General features: G+C 67.9%; 17 protein-coding genes. 11 read left to right on the top strand and 6 right to left on the bottom strand.

Translation table 11 applies throughout. The features are described from left to right. The first annotated feature begins 8 nt into the window (after nt 1–8). From ACO057_RS06945 to ACO057_RS06935, 3 genes are all read left to right on the top strand, one after another. Entirely contained in the window at nt 9–749 is a 741-nt protein-coding gene (locus ACO057_RS06945; protein ID WP_421989995.1) for a cytochrome b/b6 domain-containing protein, read from the top strand. Then, complete coding sequence (locus ACO057_RS06940; RefSeq protein WP_421989993.1) at nt 746–1,534, top strand: molybdopterin-dependent oxidoreductase; 789 nt, start codon at nt 746–748, stop codon at nt 1,532–1,534. Before ACO057_RS06945 ends, ACO057_RS06940 begins: the two co-directional genes overlap by 4 nt. Nucleotides 1,535–1,634: 100 nt before the next feature. Next, the gene (locus tag ACO057_RS06935; RefSeq protein ID WP_421989991.1) at nt 1,635–2,744 is read left to right on the top strand and encodes a pyridoxal phosphate-dependent aminotransferase; all 1,110 of its coding nucleotides are present in this window, start codon (nt 1,635–1,637) and stop codon (nt 2,742–2,744) included. A 1-nt stretch (nt 2,745) separates the two neighbouring features. Here ACO057_RS06935 and ACO057_RS06930 read toward each other — a convergent pair whose 3' ends face one another. From ACO057_RS06930 to ACO057_RS06905, 6 genes are all read right to left on the bottom strand, one after another. Then, nucleotides 2,746–3,786: an NAD-dependent epimerase/dehydratase family protein gene (locus tag ACO057_RS06930; protein WP_421989989.1), complete on the bottom strand. Its 1,041-nt coding sequence runs from the start codon at nt 3,784–3,786 to the stop codon at nt 2,746–2,748. Nucleotides 3,787–3,799: 13 nt separating this feature from the next. Beyond that, nucleotides 3,800–4,498: a glycosyltransferase family 2 protein gene (locus ACO057_RS06925; RefSeq protein WP_421989987.1), complete on the bottom strand. Its 699-nt coding sequence runs from the start codon at nt 4,496–4,498 to the stop codon at nt 3,800–3,802. Then, nucleotides 4,495–5,259, bottom strand: a complete 765-nt coding sequence (locus tag ACO057_RS06920; protein WP_421989985.1) for a TIGR04282 family arsenosugar biosynthesis glycosyltransferase — start codon at nt 5,257–5,259, stop codon at nt 4,495–4,497. The genes ACO057_RS06925 and ACO057_RS06920 overlap by 4 nt, the downstream gene beginning before the upstream one ends. Nucleotides 5,260–5,265: 6 nt before the next feature. Beyond that, the gene (locus ACO057_RS06915) at nt 5,266–6,597 is read right to left on the bottom strand and encodes a hypothetical protein (RefSeq protein ID WP_421989983.1); all 1,332 of its coding nucleotides are present in this window, start codon (nt 6,595–6,597) and stop codon (nt 5,266–5,268) included. 97 nt (nt 6,598–6,694) lie between these two features. Further along, nucleotides 6,695–7,834, bottom strand: a complete 1,140-nt coding sequence (locus tag ACO057_RS06910; protein WP_421989981.1) for a hypothetical protein — start codon at nt 7,832–7,834, stop codon at nt 6,695–6,697. Nucleotides 7,835–9,131: 1,297 nt separating this feature from the next. After that, nucleotides 9,132–9,503, bottom strand: coding sequence for a response regulator (locus ACO057_RS06905; RefSeq protein WP_421989979.1), 372 nt, complete (start codon nt 9,501–9,503; stop codon nt 9,132–9,134). Between the two features lie 360 nt (nt 9,504–9,863). Between ACO057_RS06905 and ACO057_RS06900 the strand changes: the two genes are divergently transcribed. The 8 genes from ACO057_RS06900 to ACO057_RS06865 are packed head-to-tail and all read left to right on the top strand — an operon-like array spanning nt 9,864 to nt 18,228. Beyond that, nucleotides 9,864–11,648 (top strand): methyl-accepting chemotaxis protein, encoded by a 1,785-nt coding sequence (locus ACO057_RS06900; protein ID WP_421989977.1) that lies wholly within the window; start codon nt 9,864–9,866, stop codon nt 11,646–11,648. After that, nucleotides 11,648–13,066: a chemotaxis protein CheW gene (locus tag ACO057_RS06895; RefSeq protein ID WP_421989975.1), complete on the top strand. Its 1,419-nt coding sequence runs from the start codon at nt 11,648–11,650 to the stop codon at nt 13,064–13,066. Before ACO057_RS06900 ends, ACO057_RS06895 begins: the two co-directional genes overlap by 1 nt. 8 nt (nt 13,067–13,074) lie before the next feature. After that, nucleotides 13,075–14,160 (top strand): protein-glutamate methylesterase/protein-glutamine glutaminase, encoded by a 1,086-nt coding sequence (locus tag ACO057_RS06890; RefSeq protein WP_421989973.1) that lies wholly within the window; start codon nt 13,075–13,077, stop codon nt 14,158–14,160. Then, complete coding sequence (locus tag ACO057_RS06885; protein ID WP_421989971.1) at nt 14,157–15,005, top strand: CheR family methyltransferase; 849 nt, start codon at nt 14,157–14,159, stop codon at nt 15,003–15,005. Before ACO057_RS06890 ends, ACO057_RS06885 begins: the two co-directional genes overlap by 4 nt. Next, a complete protein-coding gene (locus ACO057_RS06880; protein WP_421989969.1) occupies nt 14,995–16,899 on the top strand; it encodes a chemotaxis protein CheA in 1,905 nt (634 codons plus the stop codon). Before ACO057_RS06885 ends, ACO057_RS06880 begins: the two co-directional genes overlap by 11 nt. Further along, nucleotides 16,896–17,144 carry a hypothetical protein gene (locus ACO057_RS06875; RefSeq protein WP_421989967.1) on the top strand — a complete coding sequence of 83 codons (249 nt, stop codon included), beginning with the start codon at nt 16,896–16,898 and terminating at the stop codon, nt 17,142–17,144. The genes ACO057_RS06880 and ACO057_RS06875 overlap by 4 nt, the downstream gene beginning before the upstream one ends. Before the next feature lie 59 nt (nt 17,145–17,203). Continuing rightward, nucleotides 17,204–17,587 carry a response regulator transcription factor gene (locus tag ACO057_RS06870; RefSeq protein WP_421989965.1) on the top strand — a complete coding sequence of 128 codons (384 nt, stop codon included), beginning with the start codon at nt 17,204–17,206 and terminating at the stop codon, nt 17,585–17,587. Next, nucleotides 17,584–18,228 (top strand): chemotaxis protein CheX, encoded by a 645-nt coding sequence (locus ACO057_RS06865; protein ID WP_421989963.1) that lies wholly within the window; start codon nt 17,584–17,586, stop codon nt 18,226–18,228. Before ACO057_RS06870 ends, ACO057_RS06865 begins: the two co-directional genes overlap by 4 nt. Nucleotides 18,229–18,262 lie beyond the last annotated feature (34 nt).

The raw sequence follows: 18,262 nt of genomic DNA, 5'->3' as shown, positions 1-18,262 counted from the left end.
GCGCATAGATGATCCTCCGCCATGTCTTCCTCTTCGCCGTATCGGACCAGGGTGTAACCAACATCACCCGCCGGCCGAAGAATAAATGCAGGGACAAGGAGGCGACGATGGAAGCCGCGACCATGCCGCGCACCGGGCGCCGGTTGCACCCCTGGCCGGTGCGCATCATGCACTGGATCAACGCAGCCGCGATGATCGTCATGATCCTCTCCGGCCTGGGCATCTACAATGACGAGGCGATTCTCGGCTGGGTTTTCTTCCCGCATTGGCTGCTGCTGGGTAGCTGGGCGGCGGAGCATTTGCTCTGGCACTTCGCGGCCATGTGGGTGCTGGTCTTCAACGGGCTGGCCTATCTGCTCTACGGCCTTATCGCCGGCCGCTTCCGGAGGAAGCTCCTGCCGATCAGCGCGCGCGCGGCGGTGCACGACATCAGGGACGCGCTACGGTTCAAGCTCGCCCATGACGACCTCACCGTCTACAATTCGGTGCAGAAGCTACTTTATATCGGCGTGATCCTGGCGGCGATCGTGCAAGTGCTCTCGGGCATCGCGATCTGGAAGCCGGTGCAGTTCTCCAGTCTGACCGCGCTCTTCGGTGGGTTCCAGGGCGCGCGGCTCGCGCATTTCCTCGGCATGGCAGGGATCGTCGGCTTCCTCTTCGTGCATGTCGCGCTGGCGCTGCTGGTGCCGCGCACGCTGCTCGCCATGGTGAATGGGGGGCCAGTCGTTCCGCCGGAGAAGCGCGCATGACCAAGTCGGTCTCGAAGTCGCGCTTCCGCCCTGGCGCGGCGCCCGACGCCACCATCTTCCAGCAGCACGCGCCCTTGCTGCGCGAGATCGAGCGCCGCGGCCTGCTGCGCGGCAGCCTCTCGCTCGGCGCGCTGGCCATGCTGGGCGGTTGCAGCCCGAAGGATTCCGATACGATCCAGGCCACGCTGCGCGCCATCTCTCGCTTCAACGACCGCGTCCAGGCCTGGCTCTTCGATCCCACGAAGCTGGCGCCCACCTATCCGGAATCGATGGTCGTGAAGCCCCCGCGCTTCAACGCCTTCTACGAAGTGGGCGACGTCCAGCCCGTCGACGGCACGACCTGGAAGCTGGAGCTCGCCGGCCGCATCGCCGAGCGCCAGCCCTGGACGGTGCCGCAGATCATGGCCCTGCCCGAGCAGGAGATTATCATCCGCCACATCTGCGTCGAGGGTTGGGACTATATTGGCCAATGGTCGGGCGTGCCGCTGCGGCTCTTCCTCGAGCGCGTCGGGGCGGACCTTTCCTGCCGCTACGTCGCCTTCCGCTGCGCCGATGGCTACTGGGGCAGCATCGACATGGCGTCGGCGCTGCATCCGCAGACGCTGCTCGCCACGAAATACGCGCGTGAGGCAATCGCCGATCCCTTCGGCTATCCGCTACGGCTGCGCACGGCGGTGAAGCTCGGCTTCAAGAACCCGAAATGGATCACCTCCATCGAGGTCACCAACGACTATCCCGGCGGCTATTGGGAGGATCGCGGCTTCAACTGGTTCAGCGGCCTCTGACGCGGATTTCTCACCCGATCGTCATGGGCGGAAGCGTCAGATCGCGCGTCCAGACGCAGCCCTCGCGCGTTGCATTCCTGTGCGTCATCGCGGAGTGCCTATGACTCGATCCAGCACGGCCATCTGGCGGCTCACCACCCCGGGCGGGGCTAAGCGGTACAACCTTGCGGAGAGCACCGTGCGGAGCCTGCGCTTCGGCGAGCTGATGGAGCTGGGCGAGGGCCTCGGCGAACTCGCGCTGGACTATGGCGATCCCTCCGGTGCGCCGGCGCTGCGCGCTGCCGTGGGCGCGAACTGCGGCGTCGCGGCCGGCGAGGTCCTGACGGTCCCGGGCACCATGCTCGGCCTCTTCCTTCTCGCTTCGCTGACGGGCGGCGAGGCCGTGCTCGTCACCCCCTGCTTCGGGCCGATGCGCGACGCGCTGGAACGCGCGCGCGTGCCGGTCCGCGTCGCGCGTCTGCGCTTCGAGGACGGCTACCAGGCGGATGTGGACCGCATCGCCGCCCTGCTCGGCCCGGACACCCGGCTGGTCTGTCTGGCTGATCCGCAGAACCCCAGCGGCGTGCGCGTGCCGCGCGCGGCGATCGAGGCGCTGCTGGCGGAGATGGCGCGCCGGGCCCCCCAGGCCTTGCTCTTCCTGGACGAGACCTATCGCGAGGCCACCCATGGCGGCCCCCCGCCGCCGAGCGCGGCCGGGCTGGACCCGCGCGTGGTCACCGCCGGCTCGCTCTCCAAGGCGCATGGCGCGCCGGGCCTTCGCATCGGTTGGCTCACCCTGCGCGACGCCGCGCTGCGCGAGCAGCTCGTGGCGGCCAAGGAATCCCTGGTCATCTCCGGCTCCGTGCTCGACGAGGCGCTAGCGGCCCTGCTGCTGCGCCGGCCCGACCATGTGCTGGCCGTCCGGCGCCGGGCGCTGGGGGAGGCGCTGCAGGCGGTGCTGCGCTGGCATGGCACCGCGTCGGGCCTCGTGCAGATCATCCGCCCCGATGCCGGGGCGCTCTGCTGCCTGCGGCTGCATCCGCGGCGGGTGAACGGCGCGGGCGTCGACCGCTTCTGGGCGGCCCTGCCGCAGGAGGAGCTGCGGCTCGCGCCCGGCCCGTGGTTCGGCGAGGCGCAGCGGGTGTTCCGGCTGGGCTTCGGCCATTTGCCGCCGGTGGAGCTGGAGGCGGCGCTGCCGGCACTGTCGCGGGCGCTGGAAGCCGCGGCCTAACTCAAGCGACCGGCTGGTGCGCCAGCTCGGTCATGCCATCGGGGAATTCGACAGAAGGCGCCCAACCCAGCTCCCGACGCAGCTTTTCGGAATCGGCCGTGATGTGCCGGACATCACCAAGCCGGTATTGCCCGGTGACGACCGGCTCTGGCCCGTCGAGCGCCTTCGCCAGCGCCACGGCCATCTCGCCCACCGTGCGCGGCGTGCCCGAGCCGACGTTGAAGGCGTGCACGCCCGCTGTGACCTTCTCGCAGGCCGCGACTGTGGCCGAGGCGATATCGCGAACATGCACGAAGTCGCGCCGCTGGCCGCCATCCTCGAAGACGCGCGGCGCCTTCCCGGCACGCAGCGCCGAAGTGAAGATGGCGGCCACGCCGGCATAGGGCGTGTCGCGCGGCATGCCGGGCCCGTAGACATTGTGGTAGCGCATCGCGGCCACGGATCCGCCGGCGACCCGCGCCCAGTTCGAGGCGTAGAATTCCTGCGCCATCTTGCTCGTCGCATAGGCGTTGCGGGGATCGAGAGCCACGGACTCGCCGACCAGCGCGGTGCCGAGGGCTTTGCCGCAGACGGGACAGGGCGGCTCGAAATCGCTGGCGGCCAGCGAGGCTTCCAGACGCGGACCAGGCCGCACCGCGCCATGCTCGGCGCAGAGGCCCACGCCCTCGCCATAGACCACCATGGAGCTCGCGATGGTGAGCCGCGCCACGCCGTGTCTGGCCATCCCAGCCAGCAGCTCGCCCGTGCCGGCATCGTTGGAGGAGGCGTAATCTGGCATGTCGGCGATATCCACGCCGAGCCCGACCTTGGCGGCGAGGTGCACCACGGCCTCCATGCCGGCCAGCGCCTTGTTGCAGGCCGCCGCGTCGCGCACGTCGCCGATCTGCAGTTCGACGCCGTCGGGTGGGGGCCATCCCTTGCCATCGCGGTGCACGTCGGGGCGCAGGGAATCCAGCACGCGCACCTCGTGACCGCGGTCGAGGAGCCGGGTCAGGACGTGCTGGCCGATGAAGCCGGCCCCTCCGGTCAGCAGGACGCGCATGCGGTTCTCCGGATCACTGTTTGCGAAGAGCTAGGGCGAGGCGCAGGAAGGTCGTGCTGATCTTCCACGCGGCCTTCATCCCTGCGGCGAGGTTGCCCGAGACCTTGGACTCCCCACCGCGGCGGCAGCGATGGTCGACCGGGACCTCCAGGCAGCGCAGCCCGCCCGCGGCGGCGCGCATCTGCATCTCAAGGTTCCAGCCATAGGTCTCCTCGCGCATGCCCAGCAAGGCGAGGCGGTCGGCGCGCATGGCCCGCAGCGGCGACATGTCGGTGAAGCGCACGCCATAGGTCGCGCGCAGCAGAAGCCCCGCGAGACGCCCGGCCAGGAGCTGCTGGGGCGTCATGCTGCCCGGCTCGCGACGGCCGCGCAGTCGCGAGCCCATGGTGAAATCCGCGCGGTCCTCGGCGATGGGGCCGACGACGGCCGCGATGAATTCCGGCACGTCGCTGCCGTCGCCGTCCATGAAGCAGATGATCTCGCCCTGCGCGGCAGCGACCCCGGCGGCGCAGGCGCGGCCATAGCCGCGCACGGGCTGGCTCACCACGCGCGCGCCGGCGGCGGCGGCCAGCTCCGCGGTGCGGTCGGTGGAGCCGTTGTCCACGACGATCACCTCGCCGACGCCCTGGGCCAGCGCCTCGCGCACGACCTCGGCGATCGGCTCCTCCTCGTTCAGGCAGGGAATGACCAGGGAGACGGCGGCCAGCGTCACGCGGCGTTGCCCGCCCGGCGTTGGGCGAGGAAACGGCGCGTCGCCGGGGCGTCTTGCAGCGGCATCGCGGCATCGGCGAAGGCCGGGCGCTCGCCCGCCATCTCGGCCTCGAGCGTGGCGTAGGAGCTGGCGTCGTCGATGTCGTACCAGGGGTCGAGGACGACCACCGGCAGGTCCATGTCCCGGGCGCGGTCCAGCGTCTTCTGGAACACGACCTCCGTGCTCCAGGGGATGTCCTCGAAGAGGTGCCGGTGCGCCTCGGAGAGGCCGATCAGCGTGTAGCCGCCGTCGATGGCGGGACAGAGCACCACCCGGTCGCCGGCGGCGGTGGCCTCGACCGCCGCCTGCAGGATGGCGGGCGGCAGAGTGGGGCTATCGGAATTCACCATGATCGCGCCCGCATGGCCCTCGGCCAGCAGGTCGGCGATGCCCTTGTGGAGCCGGTCGCCGAGATTGCCCTCGCCCTGCAGCACCAGGCCGAACTCACTTGGCAGCAGGCGACGCAGCTCGGTCTCGGAGCCGGCGGGCGTATAGACCGCGTAGCCGGCAGCGGAGGCGGGATCGAGCCCGCCGATGGTGCTCGCGAGGTCCTGGATGAAGCAGGCGGAGATCGCCGCGCATTCCTCCGGCCGCAGGGGCGGCGAGAGCCGGGTCTTGGACTTTCCCGGGGCCGGCGTCTTGCAGATGATCGCGACGGCGACGGTTCCCTGGCGCGAGTCCTTCCCGGGTGCCGGCTGCGTCGCGCTGTTTCGGATCGTCATGTCCATTCAGCCGACTCCCACCACCGGGCGCCTGGTCTTCGAGCGCCACGCTGTCCACAGCAACGCGCCGATGACCGCGAGGTTCATCGCGCCGTCGCGAATCCAGAAGGCAATCTGCGGGTCGCCCTGGACCTCGTCGTAGAGGAGGTAGCCGGCGAGCGTCGCTGCCCAGAGGTGCGGCGAGCCGAAGAGCACCAGGAAGGGCAGCAGGCAGAGGTAGTACCAGGGATAGCCCGGCGAGAGGGCATAGACCCCTGCGAAGACCAGCCAGGACAGGCGCCGAAGCCGTGTTTCCGCATCGTCTTCGACCGCGAAGGCCAGGCGGAAAGCCAGGGCCAGGACCAGGGCGGCGGCGGCCAGGAGATAGGCCGTCCGCAGCCCCGGCACCGGCCCGAGCAGGGTGGTGACCAGCCAGACCGGCCAGAAGGCCTCGCCCGAGGCCAACGCCTCCTCCTGCACATAGCCACCGACGAAGGCGAACATCCCAGTGCCGACCGAGAGATACGGGATGTAAAGCAGCACGACGGTGGCGATGGCGGCGACGGGTGCGCGCCAGTCCCAGGGCTTCCAGGCGATCGGCAAAGCGAGCGCGGCCAGCGGCTTCATCATCGCCGCCACCGCGATCACGGCGGCAGCCAGGACCAGCCGGCGCGACTCCACGGCCAGCCAGATGCCGAGCGCCATCAGCGACAGCATCGCCGCGTCGATATGCGCGCTCCCGGCGATCTCCCAAACCGCCAGCGGATGCCAGGCATAGGTGACGATCCGCGTGGCCGGCTGGCCGATGCGGCGCAGCAGGTCGAGCAGGACCAGCGCCGTCACCGCCTCGAAGGCGAAATAGGCGAGCTTCAGCGCCACCAGCCCATCGGCAATGCGGCCCACCAGGAAGAACAGGATCTCCGCGGCAGGCGGGTAGATGGTAACCGCGTAGCCGGCGCGGTTGATGAAGGGATAGATCGCCGCGTCGCGCAGATGAGCGAGTTCGGGCGCGGCGGGGACGTAGCGGTAGGGGTTGATGCCCTCGCCCTGGACGCGGCCGTCCCAGACATAGCGGAAGGCGTCGCTCGATAGGTGAGGGTGGACGAAGAGCAGCGCCAGCCGCAGCGCGACCGCGATGCCGAGAATGATCCACAGCGCCCGCCGGTCCCCGATCCGCGCCGCCAGGCAGAGAGACCAGATCACTAACCCCCCTTGCAGCAGCGCCAGCGCGCCGAAAGCGAGGTCGCCGGCCTGGCGGTGCAGCGTTGGGCCGAGGAGAACCAGCGCGAGCAGTGCCAGCCCCACAAGCGCGAGATATAGGTCCGCGCGGCCCCTCGGAGCCAGGGAAAGCTCGCTCAAACCAGCTGGATGCCGGCCGCCTGCTGGCGTTCGCGGCCCTGCGGGATCGCGTCGCGGCTCTCGATGGCCGTCGTCTTCATGGGGCACTCCAGACGCTTCAATCGCCATTCGGCGAGGCAGGGCGCAAGGTTACGTTGCTGGGCAGGGGCCGCGACGCCAACCCCCGCCGTGTGTCCCACCAGCCCCCCAACAGCGCGGCGAAGACGGAAAGCTGCATGGCGGCGTCGCGGATCCAGAAATCGATGGAGGGGTCGCCCGGCCGGATATCGTAGAGCAGGAAGGCGCCGATGGTGGCGGCCCAGAAGGCGGGCGTGCCGAACAGCGTCACGAAGGGCAGCAGGACCAGATAGTACCAGGGGTAATTCGGCGAGAGCGCGAAGACCCCGGCGAAGACAACCCATCCAAGTGCGCGCAACCGGGCCTCCGGCGCGTCCATACCGAAGCAGAGCCGCAGCGTCAGCAGGGCCAGGACCGCCGCCAGCCCCGCCAGGAAAAGCGGCCGGATCCAGGGCTGCGGACCGATTAGGTGGTTGGCCAGCCAGACCAGCCACAGCCCGCCGCCATTCGCGATGTCCTCCTCCTGCATATAGGTCGACAGGAAGCCGAGCGCGCCGCTGCCGACGGAGAGGTAGGGCAGGTAGAGCAGCACCGCGACGCCGATGGCAACGGCAGGCGCGCGCCAGTCCCACGGCCGCCACGCGAAGGGCAGCGCCAGGGCGGCAAGCGGCTTCATGAGCGTCGCGACCGCGATGGCGACCGCGGCCAGGACCGGCCGCCGCAGTATCGCCATCAGCCAGAGGCCTAGCGTCATGAAGGCCACCATCGCGGCGTCGATATGCGCGCTACCGGCAATCTCCCAAATCGCGAGCGGGTGCCAGGCGAAGGCCACCACCCGCGTCACCGGCCGGCCAAGGCGACGCAGCAGGTCGATGAGCAACACGATGGTCAGCGTCTCCATGGCCAGCAAGGCGAGGCGCATGGCGAGCACGCTGTCGCCGATGCGACCAACCAGGAAGAACAGCATTTGCGCTGCGGGCGGATAGACCGTGACCGCGTAATCGGCGCGGTTGATCCAGGGGAAGACGATCGGATCGCGCAAAAAGGCGAGCTCGGGTGCGGCCGGAATGTAGCGAAAAGGGTTGATCCAGTGGCCCTGTACCCGCCCGTCCCAGACGTAGCGATAGACGTCCGTCGAGAGGGTCGGCAAATCCAGCAGCGGAACAACGCTGAGGGCCACTGCTACGACGATGATGACGCCAAACGCCCATTTTCCGGCACGCGCGGCCAGGGTCGTCGCCAGAATGGCAAGACCTCCCTGGATCAGCGCCAGGGCGTTGAACGGAAGGTCGCCATAGGCTTCGATGATCGGGATACCGGCTGCGGTAAGGGCAAGGATGGCCAGTCCAACGGAAAGAAGCCCAATGAGCGCCGCCGGCCGATCCACCTCCTGCGGAACTTGTGCGCGAGTTCCCTCGGCCTGCGGTTCAGGACCGCGCGATTGAGGCTGGCCGATTTCCGCTATCGTCATTTGTTGAGCCATTCATCGTTCGTCGGAGAGAACACCCGGCAAGCGGAACCCCTTCCTGACCCCTGGGTTACACGCAAATGGGTGATCCGAGTCCGAGGGGCTGTCACTCCGTACCGGCGCCTGTAGACAAGATGTCTCCCACACGGCACCTCAAGTTCTGCGCGGCACCGAGGCGAAGACGTTCAGCGCCGCGGCCGTCCGCACCGCTCGTCGGTTCCGCTGCGTCACTTTGTAGTGGGGCCGACCTGCGTCCGCTTCCAGGCTGAATTGCTCGAGAGCAGAAGGGCCGCTTCCGGCCACCTACTGCCCGAAGGCGGATGAACCGCTCAATGCTAGGGTGTTCGCTCTACAGCGACGGATTCGGGCAAGTGGGGTTCGAATCCAAGCAAGTGCCGACCGCGCTGAAACCAGCCTTTTACCTAGGAATTTGAGCTCTGAACTAAATCGGCCAAGTTCGGAGGTCCGGAGAGAACTGGCCTCCGGAGAGCGATTTTCCGCTTTCTCCGCGCCGGGCCGGTCAACAGGTCAGCCGCGAAAGCCCGAGGAAACCTGCCACTCAGCGCGGCGGTCGGTCAGGCGGAGAACGCTAGTCGTATGGGAACTGGCGGAGGAGGTGTGCCTGGGTGCGAACTACCTCTCGCAGGATTTCGCACGGCTACTTTCGCCAAGGACTCAGAAGAGGATCTGCAACCTCACTTCCCCGTCAGCTCATCGACAAGGCAAGCTCAGAGTGCGGAATTGAGAGACAAAATTGCTCCAATGTGAAAAAATAGATCTTATTTTCGGTTCTAAATGGGGACAGGCGCCATTTCAGCTTTTGGTTGCCGTATGAGCAGCGTGCGGAACAGACTCGTTTTGGTTGCAACTGGACGTACCAACTAGGTTTACGGTCTTATGTTGGATCGATCGCGTAAGTCGCGCATTCGACCAACTTACATAAATCCGGACATAGCTCGGTCCGCTGCGTTTGACCTGACACGATTGCTCTCCGGCCTCAGGCTTATCATCAGTTGACCAACAGTTTCTCGATTTCTCGATGTAACTGATCCCGATCATAGGGCTTGCCTAGCCGGGGGACGGATTCGAAACCCTCCGGAAGCTCCGAATGACCTGTCGCGATCAAGGCTGGAAGGCTGGGACGAAGCGCTTGCGCAGCCCTCACGAGCTCAGTCCCCGTCATCTTCGGCATCGACTGGTCCGTAATAATGAGGTCAATCACGGCGTTGCTTTCCAACAGCTTGAGCGCCTGGGCTCCTGAATGCGCTTGCAATACTCTGTAGCCGAGGTCTGAGATCATGGTGCTTGCGACCATGGCGATCAGCACCTCGTCCTCAACGAAGAGAATGGTCGCTGGAAGGCTTGCATTGACGGCTGGCATCTTAAACTCCGAGCACTACGAACATCTCCGCCACAGCCACACCATGCGGTGGCTGTCGCACATACACCGCAATGTCCATCCGCCAAACATTTGAGCACACTTTATCCAGGACCGACCTACGTGCATCAAGCCGCTCCCAATCTCCATCAGATGGGCGCAGACCGCCAAATGTGCTTGCATGATGAATGACGGGAACACCGGACGACAGGATCGAACATGGCGCTGGTTAAGACGACGACACTAGCGACCCGACCGAGGCAGCCTCCCACAGTGCCCCGGGAGCAGCCTATTGCAAGCGGTCCGGTAAAGCGTCCCACGGCTCGCAAACCTGCATCGCGCCAGGAGAATGCCGGCGAGCGAATGGCCGCTGCTAGCCTCGAACTAGCCGGCGGAATCACTCAGGCGGCCGCTGCCGTCGAGGAACTGCGGCGCGCGCTTGGCCAGATCGCCTCTGGCGCCGAGGAGGCGGCCGGCGCCGCGCATGAGTCACTGGCCGCCGTCGTTGCCATGACGACCTCCTTCCGCCAGGCCCGCGAGCGCGCCGAGGCCTCCCGTCAGCGCACCGAGGCGATGCAGGTGCTGTTGACACAGGTGGGCTCGGCCATCGACGCCTCCGTCCGGGCGGTCAGCGCCAATGCACATCGCCAGATGAGGAGCGTCGAGGTCATCTCCGCCCTGGAGGGCCATGCATCGCGGATCGACGAAATCACGCAGGGCGTGGCCGATATCGCCGACCAGACTAACCTTCTTGCCCTGAACGCTGCCATCGAGGCTGCGCGGGCCGGCGATGACGGCCGCGGCTTCGCGGTGGTCGCGGACGAGGTCCGGGCGCTGTCGCAGACGGCGGAGAAGCGCTCCCTCGACATCCAGCCGCTGGCCAAGGGCATCGCGACCATGGTGCGTGAGGTAGCGGGCCGCCTACGGCAGGCCGCGGCGGAAGCCGAGGCGAAGGCGAAGGCGGCGGCGAGAGTGAACGAGACACTCGGCACCGTACGCAGCGAGATGGCCTCGCTCGCCGGCGAGAGCCAAGCCATCCTCCTTGCGGCCGTCGAGGCGGTTACGGCCGCCACCGAGACGCGGCTTGGCGCAGAGAGCGTCTCCGGCGCCGCCGAGGAGCAAGCCTCCGCCGCGGCCGAGGCGCAGCGCTCGGTCCAGCAGCAGGGCGAATCGTTGGAGCAGAGCCAGACCGCTTCCGCAGCTCTGGCTGAGATTACGAACCTCCTGCTCAAGGGCGCTGGCGGGACGCAGTCGGCTCAAGAAGCCGCGGCAGCTGCCGAGGAGCTCTCGGCCACGGTTCAGGAGCTCTCCGGCTCGGCCGGCGAGATCCTCGTCGCCGTCGAGCAGATCAGTCGGGGCGCGCAGATCCAGGCGGCGGCGACGCAAGAGGCGGGCACGGCCATGACGCAGATCGAAAAGGCCGCCCGCGCCGCCTCCGCGACGGCCGGGGCCAGCGCAGCACGCGCCTCGGTGGTCGCGGAGCTCATCGCCGATGGCCGGAAGGCCGTGGACTCGCTCATCATCGGCGTGGACACGGCTCTGGAAGGAAACACGGCCGTGCAGGACGCGATCGAGCGGCTGGAGGCGGAGGCAGGCGCTATCGGCAAGATCGTGGACGGGTTGGCGTTAATTGCGGTTCAAACAACGATGCTGGCAACCAGCGGCGCCGTTGAGGCGGCCCGGGCCGGCGAGGCTGGCCGAGGCTTCGCGGTAGTCTCGGGCGACATTCGCACCCTGGCGCGCGACGCCGCGCAGAACGCGGAAACGGCCAAGGAGCTGGTAACGACCATCATCGCACAGATCGGCAAGGTGCGGCGCGAGGCTGACCAGATTTCGGCCTTGACCGAGGCGGAGGTGGATAAGAACCGCGCCATCGTCGAGCGAATGGAGCAGATGGCGGCCGAGACCGCCGCATTGCGCGCCAGTGCCGACGACATCGCCCGCGGCAGCGAGGAAATTCTCACCACCAGCTCCCAGGTGCTCTCCGGCATCGGCCAGATCGCCGCGGTGGCCGACGAGGCGAGCAGTGCCGCGGCGCAGGCCGCAACGGCCGCACGGCAGCAGTCGCAGGGCGCCGAAGACCTGGCGGCCGCGATCGAGGAGATCGCCCTGATGGCCAACGAGTTGCACCGCTCGGCCGAAGGCTGATGTCCGCCACGACCGCGCATCGGCTGACGGTAGTGGCGGGTGGGACGCGTGTCTTGCTAGAGGCCGCCCGCGTCGCCGAGGTGATCCGCAGCCCGTGCATCACTCGTGTGCCGAACGGACCGGCCGGATTGCTCGGCGTCATGCATCTGCGCGGCACGGTACTTCCGGTGATCTCGCTGCGCCGCCTGCTAGGCGGCGGCGACGCATCAGCCGGCGCGGCACGAATTGTAGTGCTGCGTCAGGATCCACCGATCGCCCTCGCTGTGGACGCCGTGGAGGCGCTGCGGACGGCCGAGGGCGAGGGGGCCCAGCCCTCGCACGGAAGACTTCTGGTTGACAAAGAGGGTGGCGCCCGCTGGCTCGACCTCGACGCCGCGCTGCGGGAGCATTTCGGTACCTTACGGGCCCATACGCGTGCCACGCCGGCCCGTACCGAGACTCGGCCCGCAGCCGCGGTCGAGGAGCTGTCCTTCCTCGCCTTTAGCCTGGCCGGCCAGGACTATGCCGTGCCGCTCGGCGCCGTGGCCGAGGTCGTGGCGCTGCCTAAGGCCCTCACAGCACTGCCGCGGACGGAAGAGGTGCTGATGGGCGTCTTTTCCCTGCGCGGCGCCGTGCTGCCGGCGCTCTCGCTGCGCGCGCTTCTCGGCCTGCCGGGCTGCTCGCTTATCGGAGGCGAGCGGGTCGTCGTCGCCCGGATAGGCCGGCACCGCCTGGCGCTAGTGGTGGACCGTGTGGACGTTATCCTGCGCGCCCCGCGCCACCGGGTTTCGCCCGCGCCCGGCCTGTTCAACCGCGGATCCGGTGAGGCACGGATTGATGCGGTGCTGCGGCTGGCCGATGGGCGGGGCCTTGTCTCGCTTTTATCGCCGGAGCGCGTGCTGGCGGATGAGCGTGTCGCGCGTTTGATCGCGGACACAGACCACGACAAGGACGAGATCATGGCTAACCTCGCGCCCGACGTCGCCCGCGAGCGATTCCTGGTGATCCGCCTCGGCGCCGAATCCTACGGCCTTCCCATCGTGAACGTGGACGAGGTGGTGCGCCTCCCCGAGGCGCTCACGCGCCTGCCCAAAGCACCTTCATATGTGCGCGGCGTGATGAGCCTGCGCGGGCGGGTGATCCCGGTCATAGACCAGCGCCTGCGCTTCTCTATTGAGGGCGAGAGTTCCAATGGGCGCGTCGTCATCGTCACGCTCGGCGCTTTGCAAGCAGGCTTCGCGGTGGATGCCGCATCCGAGATCCTGGAAGTTGAGGCGGCGGACCTAATGCCCGCGCCAGACCTCTCCAAGGGCGGCGGCCGGCTGTTCGACCGAGCCGCGCGGCTCGCGCGCGGTGGAGAGGTCATCCTGCTCATCGACCCCGCCGCCCTGTTGGACCGCGCGGAGGCCGACCTGCTGCGCGACCTTACGGCGAATTGACGGCCCACGTGATCAAGCTGCTCATCGTCGACGATTCAGCTCTCATGCGACGCGTGCTGGGCGATGTCTTCCGGCAAGAGGGCGGTTTCGAGGTTGCCTTCGCCCGCGACGGCGTGGAGGCGCTGGAGCTGCTTCACGCTTTCCGCCCGGACGTGATCACGCTCGACGTCCAGATGCCTCGCATGGACGGCCTCGCCTGCCTCGATCGGATCATGATCGAGCGGCCCTGTCCCGTCGTGATGGTCTCCTCGCTCACCGCCGAGGGTGCAGAAGCTACGCTGGAGGCGCTGGAGTTGGGCGCTTTCGACGTAGTTCCCAAGCCGGATGGCGCCATCTCGCTCACCATCGATGAGGTCGCGCCGCTGCTCCTCGAGAAGGTGCGCGCGGCCGCCGTCTCCGGCGTTCGGCGCTCGCACCGGCTGGCCGAACGGCTCCGCGCGCGCCGGGCGACCACCCCGTCTGCCCCCTCCACTGCGCCCCGGCCGGCGCCCTGGCAGCCGGCCTCCGCTGGGCAACTCCCAGGCGTGGTGATCATCGGGACCTCCACGGGCGGCCCGCCCGCGCTGGAGACGGTGCTGACCGAGTTGCCCGCGAATTTCCCCTGGCCGGTTCTGGTGGCGCAGCATATGCCGGCCGCCTTCACCGCCTCCCTAGCCAGCCGCCTCAACGGGCTTTGCGCGCTCCATGTGATGGAAGTCGTGCGGCCCACGCCCATTGCGGCGGGTGTCATCTACATCGCCCGTGGCGATGCTGACATGACAGTCAGCCTGCGCGCTGCCGGACCCGTCGTGCTGCCGACGCCGGCCAACGCCGAATATCGCTGGCATCCGAGCGTGGACCGCCTCATGGCGAGCGCGCTGGCGCATCTCGCGCCCGAGCGTATGATCGGCGTGCTGATGACGGGGATGGGCCATGACGGTGCGGCGACGATGGCGGCGCTGCGCACGGCCGGCGGCCGCACCATCGCCGAATCCGCCGATACGGCCGTGATCTGGGGCATGCCCGGGGAACTCGTTCGCGCCGGTGGCGCAGATCTGATCCTTCCGCTGGAGGCGATCGCCACTCGGCTGATCCAGCTCGTGACGGCCGCGTGAGCGAGACCCTGTTCCTGAGCGCGGCGGAGCTGCGGCGCCTCTGCGCCTTCCTCTACCGCGAGACGGGCATGCTCTTCGGGGAGACCAAGCGCTATTACATCGAGCGGCGCGTGGCCGACCGGCTCGCGGCCACACGAACTGCAAACTTCGCCGCCTATTTCGGCTCGCTACGCGCGGATGCGCAGGAGCGCGAGGCGCTCATCAATGCCTTCACCGTCAATGAGACATATTTTTATCGCGAGGAGCACCAGCTCGCCTGCCTCAGCCGCTCCCTGCTGCCCGACCTCATCACGACGCGGCGGCCGGGCGACAGGATCCGCATCTGGTCGGCGCCATGTTCAACCGGCGAGGAAGCCTATTCGATCGCGATCTGGCTGTTGGAGAACTGGAGGCTGGTGGATGCCTACAATATCGAGATCGTCGGATCGGATATCGACACCCGGGTGCTGGAGGCGGCGCGCGAGGGCCTCTTCGGCGAGCGCGCTCTCTCCCGCATGCCCCCACAGTTGGTCGATGCCTATTTCGGCCCGGTGCAGCGCCACCGCCGCGAGATCATCCAGGACCTCAAGGAATCCATTGCTTTCACCCAGGCCAACCTGGTCGACGGGCCAAGTCTCGCGGCGCAGGGCATATTCGACGTCATATTCTGCCGTAACGTGCTGATCTACTTCGACGACCAATCGCGCCTCATCGCGGCGCAAAACCTTTATGATCGTCTGGCGCCGGGCGGCTATCTGTGCCTGGGCCATACGGAATCCATGAGCCGCATCAGCGACCTTTTCGCAGTGCGCCGCTTCGAGGACGCCATTGTGTTCCAGAGGCCGGAGGGCTTCCGTGAGCGATGAGCTGATGGTGCAGTTTCTTGTCGAAGGTCGCGAGCTGGTCGCCGATGCGACGCGCGACCTCGCCACCCTGGCCCGTGCGCCGGCAGATGCTGTGGCGTTGGACGGCTGCTTCCGGGCCATCCACACTCTAAAGGGCTCGACCGGCCTGTTCGATCTTGCGCCAATGGCGCTGACTCTTCACGCGGCGGAGGACCTGCTGGCCGCGATCCGCTCCGGCCGGCTCGGTGGCCCGCCGGATTTCGCCGCTCTGCTGGAGGCGGTGGATCAGGTAGATCGCTGGCTCGACGCGCTGGAGCGCGATGGCGCTTTACCGGCAGGAGCCGCCCGGGCGGCGCAAGACGCCGTGTCGCGCTTCGCCAGCGGGGAGGCCGCCGCGGCTTCGGCGCTCTCGCCCGAGCCCGCGGGCTGGCCCGTGCCTCCGGAGTTTGCCGACTTGGTCGGTACTGCCATCCGCTACGTTCCGCGCGCGGACGCCTATTTCTCCGGCGACGATCCTATCGCGATCATCGCCACCGTCCCGGCCCTGATGGCCCTGCGCTTGCGGCCGCGCGAGGCCTGGGGGCCCCTTGAATCCTACGACCCCTTCGCCTGCGACCTCGTGATCGAGGCGGTCTCCGCAGCGTCGCGCCCGGCCGTCCAGGCCGCGCTGCGCCTTGTCGCTGACCAGGTGGAGCTCACTGAGCTTGTATCCGCCGAGCCGACCGCCGCGGCTGACGCCGGAACCGCGCGGCGGACGCTACGCGTCGATGCGGCACGGGTGGACAGGCTGGCCAGCCTAACCGACGACCTCGTGGTCGCGAAGAACGGCCTGTCGGAGCTGGCGGCCGAGGCCGAAAGGCTCGCCGGCGGCCATGTCCTCGGCCAGCTGTTACGGGCAAGGCAGGCACAATTCGACAAGCTGGTCGGCGACCTCTATGCGACGGTCGGCCAGGTGCGGCTGATGCCGCTGGCGCCGCTCTTCGGTCGCTTGCCGCGCCTCACCCGCGACATCGCCCGCGCACTAGGGAAATCCGTCGCGCTGGTAATCGAGGGAGGCGAGGTCGAGGTGGACAAGTCCGTCGTCGACGGACTCTTCGACCCCTTGCTGCACGTGCTGCGCAATGCTGTGGACCACGGCGTAGAAGCCCCGGCAGTGCGGCTGGCCGCCGGCAAACCGAAGGAAGGCGTGATCCGCCTAACCGCCCGGCCGGATGGGGATCGCGTGATCATTGAGGTGACGGATGACGGGGCAGGCATCGATCCGGATTGCATCCGCACCCTCGCCGTCGCGCGCGGTTTGCTGGCCCGCCAAGCCGCCGACGAGCTGGAGGATACGGCGGCGGTCGACCTCATTTTCACGCCGGGCTTCTCCACCGCCGCCGCGGTTAGCGAGGTGTCGGGGCGCGGCGTCGGCATGGACGTGGTGCGTGTAGCCGCCGCCACCCTGGGCGGACGGGTTGAGCTCGCCGGCGCTCTGGGCCGCGGCACGGCGGTGCGCTTCGTCCTCCCCGTCACCGCCCTGCTCAGCAAAATTCTGGTCGTCGCCTGCGGCTCGGACCGATACGGCCTCACGCTCGACAGCGTGGTCGAGACTACGCGCGTCAAACCCGATCGCATCCATCGGGTCCGCGCTGGCCGGGCCTTTCTCCTGCGCGACCAGCCCGTGCCCCTCGTCGAGCTTGGATCGCTGGTCGGGGCCGCCGCGCCGCTCGCCCGGGCGGCTGAACGGGTCGTTGTCGCGCGGGCGCGGGGCGAGCTGGTGGGCTTCGCCGTGGACGCCATCCTCGACCGGCTCGACGCCGTGATTCGTCCCATGGCCGGGCTACTCGCCAGCGTGCCGGGCGTAAGGGGCACTACCCTCCTAGCGGACGGCGCCGTGCTGATGATCCTCGACCCGTCGGAACTCCTGGCATGAGCGTCGTGCAGGACGGCAAGGTGATTCGGTTGGAGGGTTACTGCCGCGTCGAAGAGGCGGAGATCCTGACGGCCCTGCTGCAGCGGAGCCCCGGCTCGACGCTTGACCTCGCCCGATGCGATGGGCTGCACGCTGCGGTCGTTCAGGCGATCCTGGCGTTCTGTCCCCCGCTGAGTGGAAATCCTGCCGACCCTTTCCTGCGGGATTGGTTGATCCCTGCTATGGCGGGCGAGAGACAGCACTAGCCACACCGGCTATAACTGGGGTTATGGCCGATATACGGCCGTCGGCAGGAGCGAGACTCATGGGGACGACGGTACTTATCGTCGACGACAGCAAGCTGGCGCGCATCGTGGTCGGCAAGGCCGTGGCCGCCCTGCAGCCCGACTGGCAGCGCGTGGAGGCAGGCAATGCCGACGAGGCCGTCGCCGCCATCGCCGCGCAAACGGTGGATGTGGTCATCATCGACTACAACATGCCCGGCCGCGACGGGTTGGCTCTCGCCGAGGAGCTCCGCGCGCGCTTTCCCGCGATGCCGATCGCCATCGCAACCGCCAATATCCAGGACGAGATCGTCGCGCGGGCACGAGCCGCGAACGCTACGTTCATCGCCAAGCCCGTCACGGAGGAGAGCGCGCGAGGCTTCCTCTCGGGCGCGGCCCTACGGCTGCGCTCGGCGCGCGCATGATCGACCATGTCGTCCCGTTGGAGGAGATGGAGCGGGATGCGCTGACGGAACTGGTTAATATTGGCGTGAGCCGCGCGGCCGCGAGCCTTCGCAAGATGGCCGGCCAGCAGGTGTTGCTCTCAGTTCCGTCGCTGGAGGTCGTCACCCGCGGTGCAGCCGCCACCCTCATTCGCGAGCGCGAAAGCGGGGAGCTGATCGCGGTGCGGCAGGATTTTGAGGGCGTCTTCTCCGGCCGTGCTCTGCTCATTTTCCCAGAGTCCAACAGCATGGCGTTGGTGCGCGCCGTGGCCGGCAGCGCCCTCTCCGATTCGGAAGCCGTGGAGATGGAGGACGAGGCGCTCACCGAGACAGGTAACGTGGTTCTCAACAGCTGCCTGGCCACCATGGCCAATATGCTCCAGCAGCCCCTGACCATGTCCCTGCCGCAGGTCATCCGCGGCAACGGTGCCGGGCTTTTCGACATGAGTCCCAGCGGACCAGAAGCCGAAGGCGGCATCGTACTGTTCCTCTACATCAACTTCGCGATTAACGACCGCGACATCCGCGGCTATATCGCCATGCTGATGGATCTGCCCTCGCTGCAAGCGTTGCGGCTGCTGATCGCCGAATTTATCCGGCGTGTGATCGGCGATGAGGTCTGATCATGAAGGAACCCGCGCGACCGCCAGGCGTTAG

The organism is Roseococcus sp., assembly GCF_965227005.1.
In the GTDB taxonomy this organism is placed as follows: Bacteria; Pseudomonadota; Alphaproteobacteria; order Acetobacterales; family Acetobacteraceae; genus Roseococcus.
Note: the sequence above shows the minus strand (reverse complement) of the source record. Positions and strands in the feature narration are given on the sequence as shown.